At 67.4% G+C, this 13242-nt stretch carries 14 protein-coding genes and 1 pseudogene; 6 read left to right on the top strand and 9 right to left on the bottom strand.

Features of this window, described 5'->3' with window-relative positions:
• Window positions 1–90: 90 nt before the first annotated feature.
• The 4 genes and pseudogenes from ASD79_RS24940 to ASD79_RS06650 all read right to left on the bottom strand — a co-directional run.
• Window positions 91–212 (bottom strand): annotated as a pseudogene (locus ASD79_RS24940) (hypothetical protein); the annotation flags it as partial.
• Window positions 213–243: 31 nt separating this feature from the next.
• The gene (locus ASD79_RS06640; protein ID WP_156400400.1) at window positions 244–1335 is read right to left on the bottom strand and encodes a M23 family metallopeptidase; all 1092 of its coding nucleotides are present in this window, start codon (window positions 1333–1335) and stop codon (window positions 244–246) included.
• A gap of 75 nt (window positions 1336–1410) precedes the next feature.
• Window positions 1411–2067, bottom strand: a complete 657-nt coding sequence (locus ASD79_RS06645; protein WP_056720262.1) for a DUF3052 family protein — start codon at window positions 2065–2067, stop codon at window positions 1411–1413.
• Between the two features lie 15 nt (window positions 2068–2082).
• Window positions 2083–2880 (bottom strand): crotonase/enoyl-CoA hydratase family protein, encoded by a 798-nt coding sequence (locus tag ASD79_RS06650; protein ID WP_056720263.1) that lies wholly within the window; start codon window positions 2878–2880, stop codon window positions 2083–2085.
• A gap of 341 nt (window positions 2881–3221) precedes the next feature.
• Here ASD79_RS06650 and ASD79_RS06655 point away from each other — a divergent pair, with 341 nt between their 5' ends.
• The 3 genes from ASD79_RS06655 to ASD79_RS06665 all read left to right on the top strand — a co-directional run bounded on the left by ASD79_RS06655 (window position 3222) and on the right by ASD79_RS06665 (window position 5091).
• Window positions 3222–3578: a response regulator gene (locus ASD79_RS06655; RefSeq protein ID WP_056720264.1), complete on the top strand. Its 357-nt coding sequence runs from the start codon at window positions 3222–3224 to the stop codon at window positions 3576–3578.
• A 118-nt stretch (window positions 3579–3696) separates the two neighbouring features.
• Window positions 3697–4311: a pyridoxamine 5'-phosphate oxidase family protein gene (locus tag ASD79_RS06660; RefSeq protein ID WP_056720265.1), complete on the top strand. Its 615-nt coding sequence runs from the start codon at window positions 3697–3699 to the stop codon at window positions 4309–4311.
• Between the two features lie 63 nt (window positions 4312–4374).
• Window positions 4375–5091: a hypothetical protein gene (locus ASD79_RS06665; RefSeq protein ID WP_156400401.1), complete on the top strand. Its 717-nt coding sequence runs from the start codon at window positions 4375–4377 to the stop codon at window positions 5089–5091.
• A 95-nt stretch (window positions 5092–5186) separates the two neighbouring features.
• On the opposite strand, the gene dksA is transcribed toward ASD79_RS06665, so the two are convergent.
• Together dksA and ASD79_RS06675 are read right to left on the bottom strand one after the other, a co-directional pair.
• Window positions 5187–5615 carry an RNA polymerase-binding protein DksA gene (gene dksA / locus ASD79_RS06670; RefSeq protein WP_007676630.1) on the bottom strand — a complete coding sequence of 143 codons (429 nt, stop codon included), beginning with the start codon at window positions 5613–5615 and terminating at the stop codon, window positions 5187–5189.
• A gap of 175 nt (window positions 5616–5790) precedes the next feature.
• Window positions 5791–6219, bottom strand: coding sequence for a flagellar assembly protein FliX (locus ASD79_RS06675; protein ID WP_056720267.1), 429 nt, complete (start codon window positions 6217–6219; stop codon window positions 5791–5793).
• A 222-nt stretch (window positions 6220–6441) separates the two neighbouring features.
• Here ASD79_RS06675 and ASD79_RS06680 point away from each other — a divergent pair, with 222 nt between their 5' ends.
• Genes ASD79_RS06680 through ASD79_RS06690 form a run of 3 tightly spaced genes read left to right on the top strand, consistent with a single transcriptional unit; the run spans window position 6442 to window position 8327 of the window.
• Window positions 6442–7554, top strand: a complete 1113-nt coding sequence (locus ASD79_RS06680; protein WP_056720268.1) for a flagellar basal body P-ring protein FlgI — start codon at window positions 6442–6444, stop codon at window positions 7552–7554.
• Window positions 7554–7877 (top strand): rod-binding protein, encoded by a 324-nt coding sequence (locus tag ASD79_RS06685; protein ID WP_056720269.1) that lies wholly within the window; start codon window positions 7554–7556, stop codon window positions 7875–7877. The genes ASD79_RS06680 and ASD79_RS06685 overlap by 1 nt, the downstream gene beginning before the upstream one ends.
• Window positions 7878–7880: 3 nt before the next feature.
• Window positions 7881–8327, top strand: a complete 447-nt coding sequence (locus ASD79_RS06690; protein WP_056720270.1) for a hypothetical protein — start codon at window positions 7881–7883, stop codon at window positions 8325–8327.
• A 101-nt stretch (window positions 8328–8428) separates the two neighbouring features.
• On the opposite strand, the gene ASD79_RS06695 is transcribed toward ASD79_RS06690, so the two are convergent.
• From ASD79_RS06695 to ASD79_RS06705, 3 genes are all read right to left on the bottom strand, one after another.
• Window positions 8429–9541: a hypothetical protein gene (locus ASD79_RS06695; RefSeq protein WP_235524347.1), complete on the bottom strand. Its 1113-nt coding sequence runs from the start codon at window positions 9539–9541 to the stop codon at window positions 8429–8431.
• 446 nt (window positions 9542–9987) lie between these two features.
• Entirely contained in the window at window positions 9988–11079 is a 1092-nt protein-coding gene (locus ASD79_RS06700; RefSeq protein WP_056720272.1) for a PepSY domain-containing protein, read from the bottom strand.
• On the bottom strand, window positions 11079–13232 hold the full coding sequence (locus tag ASD79_RS06705; RefSeq protein ID WP_082584830.1) for a TonB-dependent receptor: 2154 nt from the start codon (window positions 13230–13232) through the stop codon (window positions 11079–11081). The genes ASD79_RS06700 and ASD79_RS06705 overlap by 1 nt, the downstream gene beginning before the upstream one ends.
• Window positions 13233–13242: the final 10 nt, after the last annotated feature.

A 13242-nucleotide genomic window follows, 5' to 3' on the forward strand; every position in this document is an offset into this window, starting at 1 on the left:
ATGCGTAACGATCGGCGTTAGTAGAGTCGGATTACGAAATACATGGAGCTATCGGGACACTCAATTGAACGCTTGAACTCCTGAGTGGAGTCAAAGCCCACAGTAACAGTTGTGATCCCGGAAGCCTCGCAGAGGCTGTCCGGGACCCAGGGGCCGGCGCATCGCGGTTGCCCTGGGTCCCGGCTCTTCGCTCCGCTACGGCCGGGATGACAACAGAAGGTGGGCTCCAATGGAGTCCGAACTCTAGTCGGCGAAGCGCAGGACCACGTTCGAACCCGGCCATTCGTCGGCGCGCGCGGGATCAAGGCCTGGCGCGACGGGAGTCCAGGCCTGCTTGCCCAAGGCGCCCAGGTCGTCATAGCGGCCCAGCAGGGTGAACCGGTCGAAGGCGAAGGGCAGCCCCTCGGCGCCCAACGGCGCGTTGGCGCTGGCGACATGGAAGTGCAGGTGCGGTCCGGTCGTGTCGCCGGAGAAACCCAGGTCGCCGATCACCTGGCCGCGACGCACGTGGTCGCCGGGCCGGACCTTAACGCTGCCGGGCTTCAGATGTTCATAGAAGACGACCTGGCCGCCGGGAAGCGCCAGAGCCACATAGTTGCCGGTCGCGTCCCCGAAGCGATGCTTGGGGTTGCGGGAGATGACCGGACTTTCCGTCATGTCGTCACGAGTCGCGGCGACCACCGCGTCGGCCACCGCCAGGACCGCGTCGCCATGGCCCAGAGCGTCGGCGGCGCGGTCCGGGTCGCCCCGCGTGGTCCGTCCCCGGGGGTCGACGCGAACGAAGTCGACCGCGAACCGGCCTGGAATGCGCGCGCCGCCGTCGACCGTGTAGACGACGCGGCGATGGCCGCGCGCCCAGGACGGGTTATGCACCGCGACCCAGGGGCCGCCCGCCAGCGGCGGACCCAGCACGACTGGCGGCCGGGGATCGATCGGAACGCGCGGGCCGACGACCACGAAGGTCGCCCCATCGGTCGTCGCATAGGTGATCTCGTGGACCAGCCCTCGAGGAGGGTCGCCCGACGCCAGGTCCAGCTCGATGAAGACGATCGCGCGACGCCCCGACGCGACGGTCGTGGCGTCGCCCGCCACGGCCGGAACCGCCGCCAGCCGTTGCGCCAGCGCCTCGCCCGCGAACACGGCCAGCGTCGCGCCGGTGTCCGCGTCGGCGATCCGGACCCGGCGGACCACGAGGGGATCGGACGTGAAATTGGTCAGGTGGACTTCGTGGACCAGCCGCCGCCGTCCCTCGACCACCGTCGGCGCGGGGGCCAGCGGCACGGCGATCTCGAACGACTCACGCGGAGCGCCGAGGCCGGCGGCCGGCTGGGCCATGGCCGGGGGCGGCGACCAGGGCCAGGAGCGCCCCAAGCCAGGCCGAGAGGCGCGGGATGCGGCGTTCCACGTGGACTACGCGTCCTCGTCGTCGAAACCGGCGTCGTCATCCTCCGGCGCCGGCTTGGCGACCGCCGCCCCGCCCTTGCGCCGCACGAAGCGCAGCGCCGTGTGGGTCTTGGAGAAGGCGCAGACCTTGGTGTCGACCAGGCCTTGTTCGCGGGCGGCGGCCAGGATCTGGGTGTCCTTCAGCGGCGCGCCCTTGCCCTTCTGGGCGACGATCCAGATCGCGCCCTTGGGAGCCAGGCCGCCGGCCAGGTCTTCCAGCTGGTCGAAATCAGCCAGGTCTTCCACGCCCAGGAACACCAGGTCGACGTCCTCATAGGCCTCGATCGGCGGAGCCCGCTCGGATAGCTCGGCCAGGAACTCCGGATCGTCCAGCCCCTCGACCACCACCGTCTGGCCGGCCTTGACGCCCAGCTTGTCCAGGCGGCCGGGCGGGTTCTGGATGGCGTGCAGCCACTTTTCAGCCTCCCCCGGCTCCAGGGTGAAGCGCGTGCCGTCGGTCAGCACCAGGTCGGGGCCCTCGACCCGCAGGTCGCGCAGGGCATGGCCCTGGAAGATGCCGCGCACCGCCCCGCGGAAGATCAGCTTGGGTGGTTCCCACAACAGCTTGCCGTCGCTCTCGCCGTCGGAGAGCTGGCCCCAGACGCTCTTGGCTTCCTTGCCCATCAGACGCCCCGCCCCCTACAAGCCACGAAAGTTGGGTTGGCGCTTCTCGAGGATGGCGTCGACGCCTTCCATGTGGTCCTCGGTGTGGTGGGCGATGGCCTGGGCCGCCGCGCTCATCTCCATCAGGGTGTCGTAGCTGGCGGTCTGGCCGTGCTTGAGCAGGCTCTTGGCCATGCGCAGGGCGTGCGGCGGTTGCTGGGCGATGCGGGTAGCGAGGGCCATGGCCTCGTCCATCAGGGTCTCGGCCGGCACGGCCTTGCTGATCAAGCCCCAAGCCTCGGCCTTGGCCGCGTCGATGACGTCGCCGGTGAACAGCAGCTCGGCCGCCCGGCTCATGCCGATGGTGCGCGGCATCAACCAGGCCCCGCCGTCGCCAGGAATCAGGCCCAGCTTGAGGAAAGTCACCCCGAACTTGGCGGTGTCGGCGGCGATGCGGATGTCGGTCATGCAGGCCACGTCGCAGCCCAGGCCGATGGCCGCGCCGTTGACCGCCGCGATCGACGGGACCTCCAGGCCGTAGATGGCCCGCACGATGCGGTGGATGTTCTTGCGATAGCCGTCGCGCACCGCCACGCCGTTGCCGCCGAACGCCCCCTCGCGCGCCTTCATCGCCTTGACGTCGCCGCCGGCCGAGAAGGCCCGGCCAGCCCCGGTCAGGATCACGCAGCGGATCTCCTGGTCGTCGTTGATCGCCTCGCAGGCCGCCGCCACCTGGTCGCCGTCGCCCGGCGCGCCCAGAGCGTTCATCGCCTCGGGACGGTTGAGGGTGAGAATGGCGACATGGCCGCGCTTTTCGGTAAGGATCAGGGACATGGGTGGGCGCTCCTGCTTATTTTTGCGCCCTGCATAGCGCAATTTCCCCCAGGGGACGCAAGACTCCGCGAAACTCACGCAAGCACCGCCAGTCAGAGCACGATGTTCGCCGAACAATAAGGTAAAGGGGCGAAATATCCTCAGAGCAGCGAAGTGTTCGACTGTTTTGACAACGATGTCACCAATCAACACCCCCCACGGCGCCGCTTGCGAACAAGACGCAACAGCGCGGCTGCGACATTTTAGACAAGCTGGACCATAAAAAGCGTTAGCGTGAAAAGGAATCATAGGCTTCTACTAGCGTCAGGGACGAATTACAGAAGCGGCGGCGTTCAGTGCACATGTCCCAACGACATGCTTTGATTATCGAGGATGAAATCCTCATCGCGATGGAAGTCGAAGCTTTGCTCGCTGAGCAAGGTTTCGATAGCTTCGACATCGCGGAAAGCCCTCAGGAAGCGCTTGATTGCGCCCTGAGAAGGCCGCCGGACTTGATCACCGCCGACTACCGCATCATCGGCGGCACCGGCGTCGAGGCGGTGACCGCCATCCTGGCCCGACTGGGACCGATTCCGGTGGTCTATGTGACGGGCAACGCCGATCAGCTGGGCGCCCGCACCCGCGCCGTCGTCGACAAGCCGATCTCGCCCCACCGCCTGGCCGAGGCCTGCGCCGCGGCCCAGGGCGCCGCCGCCTGAAGCATTTTCAAGCGAAGTGGACACCGGTTCGCGTGAAGAAAATGCGTTAAAACAAAGAGCTAGGTCTTCGCAAGACCGCGAGACCCGTTATGCTGCCCCTCTCTCAAGGGGCCCACCCATGACCGTCATCGACAGCCTCGAAGCGCTCGAGGCCCTCTACGCCCCCGCGCCGGTCGCGGCCTCGACCGTCAAGGTGACCGACCACATCACCCCGCATTATCGCGCCCTGATCGAGGCCTCGCCGTTCCTGGCCCTGGCCACTGTCGGACCGGAAGGCCTGGACTGCAGCCCGCGCGGCGACCAGCCGGGCTTCGTCCGCATCGAGGGCGACAGGACGCTGATCCTGCCCGACCGGCGCGGCAACAACCGCATCGACAGCCTGCGCAACGTGGTCCGCGACCCGCGCGTGGCGCTGATGTTCCTGATCCCCGGCTCGGGCACGACGTTCCGGGTCAACGGCCGGGCGGCGATCAGCGCCGATCCCGACCTGCTGGCCAGCTTCGCGGTCGACGGCAAGGCGCCGCGCACCTGCCTGGTGGTCACCGTGGTCGAGGCCTATTTCCAGTGCGCCCGCGCCATTGTCCGCTCGGGCCTGTGGAAGGCCGAAGCCCAGGTCGACCCCCGCGCCCTGCCCTCGCCCGGCGCCATGCTGGCGACGATGAGCCAGGATACGGTCGGCGGGGCGGAATACGACCGCGCCTGGCCGGAACGGGCGGCGGCGAGCTTGTGGTGAAGCCGGAGGGCGCGTCGAGCTACGCGCGGTCCATCGACTGACTATTCGCCGGGGAGTTCAAGCATGAGTGTTTCGCGCCGCGCCAAGTTCATATCGGCGTTCATTCTACCGAGCGTCTTGATGGGAACGACGCTGGATGGCGAAGCCTTGGCTCAGGAGGGAAAGCCGCGCGAGATCGTCAGCACCATCAGTGGCGGGTATTTCGACGACTATCTAATGCTGGCGGTCGACGAGAAGGCAAAGACCCTCTCGGGCTACTACAACGACGGAAAATGCAAGTTCATCTTCCGGGACGCGCTGTCCCCCACCCAACTGGACCAGCGTAGCGAACTTGGCGAGGCCTATGTCGTGGATTCGTGGGATCCCGCCCATCCCGACCGTCACTTCACCACCAAGATCTATTCGAAGACGCCAAACGGCTATCGCAACCAGCTGACGCTGGAACCTGGCTCCAGGGACGAAAACCGCCCGAAAGCTTGCCGCGATCGCATCTCGCTCGACCGCTCAAGCTGGGTGAGCGAGTCCTTCTTCGATGTGGGCGTGGTGCGAAAGCGCGGCGCGCGGGTTTTCACGATCGCGCATGCTGGCGAAAAACCAACGCCCGCGCCGCGTGAAAACCGACTTCCGCCTCCAGGCGTGGGCGTCTGGATAGAGAGGACCTATTCCGCGGCGTTCTCGCCCGAGGGTTTTGTCCATCTCGCCTGGTACGACCCGCCCGGAACCCCTCGCGGCGGCTATGTCCGCCAAAAGGATCTCTACGCGCCGCGACCTCTTCCCTGACACCCGGGCGAGGGAGGCCGCCCAAAACGAAAGCGGCCCCGCCCAGGAGGGCGAAGCCGCTTGAAACACATTCAGTCGAGGCCCTCGAAAAGACCTCAGTCGTCGCGGTGAACCCGCTCCCGACGTTCGTGGCGTTCCTGGGCTTCCAGGCTGAGCGTCGCGGTGGGCCGCGCGTCCAGTCTCGCCAAACCGATGGGTTCGCCGGTTTCCTCGCAGTAGCCGTAGGAACCGTCCTCGACCCGACGCAACGCCTGGTCGATCTTGGAGATAAGCTTTCTCTGACGGTCCCGGGTGCGAAGTTCCAGCGCCCGATCAGTTTCCGACGACGCGCGATCGGCGAGGTCGGCATGGTTTTCAGTTTCTTTCTGGAGATGGGTGACCGTCTCGCGAGATTCGCGGAGGATCTCCTCTTTCCAGACCAGCAGCTTCTTCTTGAAATATTCAAGCTGCCGTTCGTTCATGAAAGGCTCGTCGTCCGTCGGACGATACGAGTCTGATGCCTTAAGAACAGTGGCCGTTTGCATTAACGCCTCACGCCCCGATGAACTCCGCCCAGGTCAGGCGGGGTGCTTATACCAAAACGATAGCTTCGTTCAATGAACCTCATGTGAGCGGCGCATTCAGCGTGGTGTACGGACGCACCCTGCCTGGGGATATCCCTGAGAACCGCACGGGAGGTGTGGGGTTCCATGGCCGCGCTCATCCCTGCCGGGCCGCTTCGAGTTTCGCGGCCTCGACGGCGGCGCGGGTCTCGATTTCGTTGAGGATGGCTTCGAGCGCCGGATCGTCGGTCGCCTCGCGATGCTCGCGCACGGCGGTCTTCAGCTTCGAGAGCGTGCCGGTGGAAACCTCGCCGTCAAGCACGGCGATCTTCAGGGAGTCCAGCAGGTCCAGCAGCCCCCCGGCTCGCTTCACCGCCCGGCGCTTGCGCTCCATCGGGTCGAGGTTGGCCTGCAGGGCCAGCAGGGCGTCCAACGACCCGACCCCGGCCACGCCGCCGGCCTGGACGACGCCCGAAGCCGCGCTCGCGCCCCCGACCGTGGGAAGGGCGAACCCCGAACCGCCGCCAGTCGGCTTAGCCCGCGATGCGCCAACCGCGCCCGCGCCCCCCGTGCTGGAAACCTTCATGACGACCGCCGCTCCAAACCCGCGAGAACAGGGACTTGATTCCCCTCGTTAACCACATCTTGCGGGTCGCCGCTTGCGGTATGGTTAATGCCGGGCAGAAACTGCCGGACACGATTGTCGCAGGCAGAAAATCACCGCCTTTTGACTGATTTTATTGAGCTTTTTCGTGGCCCGCTTCTGGCATGGAGCAGGACGGGGATACGACCCCGCCGCAGGATCGCCATGTCTCGTTCATTCTTCGCATCCGTTCTGGGCCTTGCCCTCGCCGCCATGACCCTGGTGGCGAGCCCCGCCGACGCCAAGTCGCGGATCAAGGACATCGTCGCCTTCGAAGGCGTGCGCGACAACCAGTTGATCGGCTACGGCATCGTCGTCGGCCTCAACGGCTCAGGCGATTCCTTGCGCAACGCGCCGATGACCAAGCAGAGCCTGGAGGCGATGCTGGAACGCCAGGGCGTCAACGTCCGCGACGGCAACCTCAACACCAAGAACACCGCCGCCGTCATGGTCACCGCCAACCTGCCGCCGTTCTCGGCGGCCGGGGCGCGCATGGACGTCACGGTCGCCACCCTGGGCGACGCCAAGAGCCTGCTGGGCGGCACCCTGCTGGTCACCGCCCTGCAGGGCGCGGACGGCCAGACCTACGCCGTGGCGCAAGGCTCGGTGCAGACCGGCGCCGTCTCGGCCGGCGGGGCCTCGGGCAGCTCGGTCACGAAGGGTGTTCCGACCGCTGGTCGGATCGCCGCCGGCGGCATCATCGAAAAGGAGACCGGCTTCCAGATGGTGAGCATGGACGTCCTGCGCATGACCCTGCGCAATCCGGACTTCACCACCTCGCGCCGCATCGCCGACGCCATCAACCAGAAATTCGTCAACTGCGCCCAGGCCCAGAACCCGACCATCGTCGCGGTCCGCCCGCCGGCCGGCATGGACATGATCAGCTTCGTCACAGCCATCGAGAACCTGGAGGTCGAGCCCGACTCGCCGGCCAAGGTGATCATCGACGAAGTGGCCGGCGTCATCGTCATGGGCGATGACGTCCGCATCAGCCAGGTGGCGATCGCCCAGGGCAACCTGACCATCTCGGTCCAGGAGAGCCCGGCCGTCAGCCAGCCCGCCCCGTTCAGCCAGGGCCGCACCGCCATCGTCCCGCAGTCGACCGTCAGCGTCGAGGAGGAGAAGGGCCGCAAGCTGCTGACCCTGGGCGGCGGCGCCTCGCTCAAGAGCCTGGTCGGCGGCCTCAACGCCCTGGGCGTCACGCCGCGCGACATGATCTCGATCCTGCAGGCCATCAAGGCCTCGGGCGCCCTGCAAGCCGAAATCGAGGTGATGTGATGGGCTCCTTCGCTCCCATAGCGGCCACCCCGTTGGTCGACACCGCCACGCCCAACACGGCGACCTCGACCGCCGAGCTGCTGCGCCGCGGCAAGATCAAGGAAACCGCCCAGAAGTTCGAGGCCTCGTTCCTGTCGGTGATGCTGCAGTCGATGTCGGCCGGGGTGAAGACCCCCGAGCTGGGCGGCGGCGGCGAGGGCGAGGACATGTTCAAGTCGCTGCTGAACGAAGAGATGGCCAAGCAGGTCGCCAAGTCCGGCGGCATCGGCCTGGCCGCCACGGTCCAGCGCGAGATGCTGAAGATGCAAGGTTTGAAGGAGTAGCCCATGGCCCTCAACGCCCTAGACGCCGACGACCGCGTCGAGCAGCTGATCATCCTGACCGAGCGACTGACCGACCTGATCGCCCGGCAATCCTCCGCCTTCGAGGCCCGCCGTCCGCACGAGGCGGCGCAGTATGTCGACGAGGTCGCCAAGCTGGCCAACCTCTATCGCCACGAGTCGACGCGGGTCCGCGCCAATGTCGCCCTGGTGTCCGGCGCCGCCCTGGCCGTCCGCCAGCGCCTGATTCGCGCCACCGAGGCCTTCGACGCCGTCCTGGCCCGCCAGGGCCGCGCGGTCACCGCCGCCAAGACCGTCACCGAGGGCCTGGTCCGCGCCATCGCCCAGGAAGTCGCCGAACAACGCCCGCAGGCCGTCGGCTACGGCCCCGGCGCCCACGGCGCGGCCTATCGCGCCAGCGGCACGGCGATCACGCTGAACCAGCGGGCTTAGGCCGGGCCAGGCCGGTCAGGCCGTCCGCGATCACCTCAAAGACGAAGTCGGAATCCGCGAAAGCGAAGCCCACGAGGCGCTGCGGTATGGTCGTGTCCATGTCAGGCGATCCGAGTGAAAGCCTCTTCGGGCGAGATGATCAGGCTGTCCTCGAAGTCGAGGAACACGTCCATCAGCTCCGAGGGCGAGATCAGCCGCGCCTTGCCCGCCGGGAAGCGGTAGCGCCAAAAGCTGATGATGTGCTGAACACCGCCCAAGCACTCGCCGAGTTCGGTGAACATGCCAGGCGCGGTGAGCAGGAAGTCACGAAAGCCCTGGGGTTTGCCGCCCTCCGTCAGACCCAGATAGGCCTTGTTATAGACATCCAGCAGGGTTTGGACCCGCGAGATGGCCTGACCGACCGCGGTGCGGATGCGCTGGCGCGCCTCGGGCAGATACTGGGTGGCCTCCGTGTCGCGGGGCCCGCGTGGCGAGATGCTGGAGATCTCCAGCGCCACCTCGGTGATCGCCTCCCTTAGCTCCTCAAGTTGCCATTTGTAGTAAAGAAAGCCGCGCCAGGCGAAGACCCCGTCGAGATACTCCTTGTCACTGAGCTTAAGGGTGGCCTTCAAAGGTTCGAAGCCGTCCTCGGGCCTGTTGGACAAGAGCTTCTCCACCAGACGGCCGGCGCCCTCGGAGGAACTTGCCGTGCCTTCCTTGGACGACAGCGTGACCAAGCTGATGATCTGCGCTCGCACGAAGTCGAACATCCGCTGGATATCGGCCTCGGAGATCCCGAAATAGATCCGGGCCGGCTCGACCTCGTGACGTCGCAGTTGTTCGCGCAGCAGGAATGGGTCGAGGGACGGCAGGGAATCGATGAGGTCGAGGACGATGCGGTCCCGGGTTCCCGGCCTCAGGTTGTCGCCGAACGCGGCCTGCATTACCGCCTCGAAATCGCGCTGGCCGACAAAGGCGTAGTGGGCGCCGGCCCTCAGGTCCTCATTGTCGATGGGGATCAGGATCTTGGTGGCGGTGGGCTTGGGGGTGACGAACAAGCCGTATTCATGCGGCCGCAGCCGGTGCTTCAAGATGATGCTGCGATCCAGCAGCCGATGGGCGAAGAAAGGCGCCGCGATGAGGGCTGGATCCAGCCGGTGCTTGCTGTGGACCGCCGAGAGGTTGAGGACCCGCGCGGTAGAGGCGGACTGCGCCAACGCGGTGAGCTTGCGCACCGACCGATCATTTTCCATCGTGCCACGCGCCTCCAGCCACTTGCGCGAACGATGGCGTCCACACGGCGCCTGGTCTTACGAGCAAGACCAGGGACATGGCGGCCACGAAAAAATTGCCGGCCAGACCCGCCTCGGTAACGAGCGCGCTGTAGGATCTCAAGACGTTCAGCCTTCGCGCTTCTAGATTGCACATGCAGGTTCTCTTCCAATGTCCGCGCAGTTTAGAGCGAAGACGGCGCGACAGCGTTAAAGGCCCATGTGGCGGAACGGCGCAGGTCCGCTAAACGCCGCTCGGCGGTCGCCCGGGCCAAGGCGCGCGCCGACGCATTGGCGACCGAGCTTGAGAAAACACCCGTTGCGTTGAGGGACACACACTCATTTCCCTCCACGCGCCTGCCCGCTGCAAGGTCGATGCGGAAATGGGTGTGTGTCCCCCTCACGGGGCATTACGCCGCCGCTGTCTTCGCCTTCTTCCGCCGCCTCAGGCTCCCCGTCGGATTGCCCCAGAACGTCACCACCGTCAGCGTCCCCAGCAGGGTCAGCGTCACCCCCGAAACCGTCATCACCAACCGATACGGCAGACCGCCCACCTTGGCCGCGTGCAGCGGGTAGTCGAGATTGGCGATCCGCGAACCCAGCGGCAGGGTCTGGGCGTCGCGCGTGGCGACCAGGCGGCCGTCGGCGGGGTCGAACCAGGCCTGGGTGCGGCCGTTGGGCAGCCATTCGGCCTGTTGGCGCAGGCGCACGCCGATCAATCCGCCCGGCTTGGCCGGCAGGGAAATCACCCGCACCTCGGCGCCGGGATAGCGGGCCTGGGCCGCGCCGATCACGGCGGCCCAGTCCAGGTCCCTGGCCAGCTTGCCGCCCTTGACCTTCGGCGGCGCGGACGCGGCCTTCATCACCGCCGGCGGGGTGAACGGCGCGCGCAGGATGTCGGAGAACCATTTGAGGTTCATGGTCGCGCCGGTGGTCAGCGACAGGATCAGCAGCGGCGCGACCAGGGCGCCGAGGTCGCGATGGTGGTGGACGATCGCCGCCCGCTTGGCCATGCGCGGCCAGAGCCGGACGTGGAACATCCGCCGCGTCGGCCACCACAGCCACAGGCCGGTGCCCACGAAGCCCAGCCCCGCCAGCCCGGCGACGCCGCCGAAGACCTCGCCGGTGTCGCCGTTGAACAGGTGGTGATGCAGGTCGAACAGCCAGACCTCGGGCCGTGTCCAATTCGAGGTCCAGGCCTGGACGATCGCGCCGCTCTGGTCAGCATAGGCGGCGTGCTCGCCCTTGTAGGCCAGCTTATGCAGGCCCAGGCGCTGGGTGGCCAGGACGATCGAACGCGGCCGATCCGGCCCGGCGAAAATCCGCGCCGCGGCCGCCGCCAGGGTCGCGGTGTCCTGGACCTGGGCGTCGGCCGCGTGCGGCACGGTGGCGCGCAGATAGGCGTCCTCGTGCAGCAGCAGCGTGCCGGTCAGGCCCAGCACGGCCAGCAGCAGGCCAATCAGCCCGCCCGTCCAGCGGTGGATGAGCCGCAGGGTCTTCATCAGAAGCGGGTGTCCCAGCCCAGGGTGGCCGTCCGCCCGCGCCCGGCGAAGACCTTGCTGTCCAGCGGTAGGGTCGTGTCGGAATTGTAGCTGAGATATTGCTTGTCGAGCAGGTTCTGCACGCCCAGCGACAAGGCCCCCACTGGCAGTTCGTAGCGCACGAAGGCGTCCGCCACCGTGTAGCCGCTGAAGTCGTCCTTCACCGTGCTGCCCTGCATGTCGCGCTTCAGATAGGACTGCGCCTGCAGGCGCGCGCCGAACTTGCCGCGCTGGAAGTCGGCCGCCAGGTTCAGGCGGTCGGGCGAGATGTTGGCGCCGTCCAGGTTCTTGTCGACCTTGCCGTCGTCGTTGGTGTCGGTCTTGCCGCGCAGGCGGGCGTAGCCGGTCGACAGCACCAGGCCCTCGACGGGCGTGCGGGCTTTCAGGTTGAGCTCCAACCCCTCGATCTCGACCCGCTGGCGCAGGACGTCGAACGTGCCGCCCGGGTTGGTGACCAGGAACTGGCCCAGCTTCGACGCCGACCAGAAATAGGTGGCGCTGGCCTCGAACGGCCCGCGCTTCAGCTCGGCGCCCAGTTCGCGGTTGTTGGAGACGATCGGGCTGATGTCCAGATAGCTGTCGATGTCGACGCCGACCGTTTTGATCGCGCGCAGGATCCGACCGACGTCGGGCACGGTGTAGCCCTCGGCGTAGCTGGCGTAGAGACGCACGCCGCCCACCGGCTCGACCACGACGCCGCCGTTGACCAGGGTGGCCTTGAACTCGGGCGAGCCGCCGGCGACCTTGGTCGAGTTGGAGGACGCCAGGGTCGTGAAGTCGTTCACCTTCAGGGTGACGTTCTCGAAACGGACGCCGCCGTTCAGCCGCACCTTGCCGTCGAGGAGCTTCAGGTTGCCCTGGGCGAAGGGCGCCAGGCTCTCGAACGTGGTCGGCGGCACCCAGACGCGGTTGGTCTGGACCAGCAGTTGCGCGGTGCGGTCGGTCATGCCGTCGAGGCCCAGTGTGGCGGTCAGGTCCTCGAACCCCGGGACGGCGCGTTCGTAGCTGATCCGCGCGCCCAGCTTGCGCGAACGGTTGGAGGACTGGTCGAACAGCGTGCCCTTCGGCGCGATCGACACGTCCTGGAACGTCGCGCTCATGTCGCCGCCGAAGGTGTCGCGCGTGCGGTTGAAGAAGGCTTGGGCGATCAGGTTGCCGCCGGCCAGGTCGGTGTTGGTCAGCGAGGCCGACAGGGTCTCGACGCGGTTGGCCGCCGGCTTGCCCTGCGGCGCGCCGCGCACGCTGGTGGCCGGCAGCCTGGTGGCGCGGGCGCCGTTGACGACGACGTAGTCGCCGTCGCCCTTCAGCTCGAAGCGGTTGGCCACCAGGTCAACCCGCGTGGTCTCGCCCAACTGCCAGCCGAAGCGGCCGAAGAACGACAGGGCCTTGGAATCCTGGACGTCGCCCTGGGTGGTGTCGATGCCGACCCGGTGGCCGTCGCCGTCATAGAACGCCCCGCGCGCCTCGTAGGCCGCGCCCACCGTGGCGTCGAACGCCCCGCCGCGCCAGCCGACCAGCCCGGCCAGCTTGCCGCCGACGCTGTCGCCGAGGTCGTGGCCGACGGTGGCCTGGACCAGGGTGCGGCCGCTGACCCCGTCCTGCTTGGGCGGGCCGACCGTCACCTGGTTGACCACGCCACCCGTGGCGCCGATGCCCTGCAAGGCGTTGGAGCCGTAGATCAACTCCACCCGGTCGATGAAGAACGGGTCGATCGTGTAGCCGTCGCGCGAGCCGTCGCGGATCGGGGTCGATTGCGGGATGCCGTTGATGGCGAACAGCGGCGAGCGCCCGCGCAGGCTCTCGCCCGCCCCCGACAGCTTCTGGCGGGTGGGCGAGAAGGACGGCGACAGGCTGGAGACCGCGTCGATCACCGAGCCGCTGATGGCCACCTGCTGCGACAGGCTCTGGGAGTCGATGACGTCGACGGTCAGCGGCAGGGCGCTGGCCGGCAGGATGGTGCGGGCGGCGGTGACGACCACCTGGTCCACGTCGGCCGGCGAGGCCTGATCCTCGGCCCAAGCGGTGTCGCCGGCGGTGGCGACGGTGAGCGCGATCAGGCTAAGGCCCGCCAGGGCCGAGACGCGGCGGCGAGCGCTCGTGGAAGAGGTCTGCATGGTGTTGATC

Origin of the sequence: Caulobacter sp. Root655 (assembly GCF_001427665.1) — a bacterium.
GTDB lineage: Bacteria > Pseudomonadota > Alphaproteobacteria > Caulobacterales > Caulobacteraceae > Caulobacter.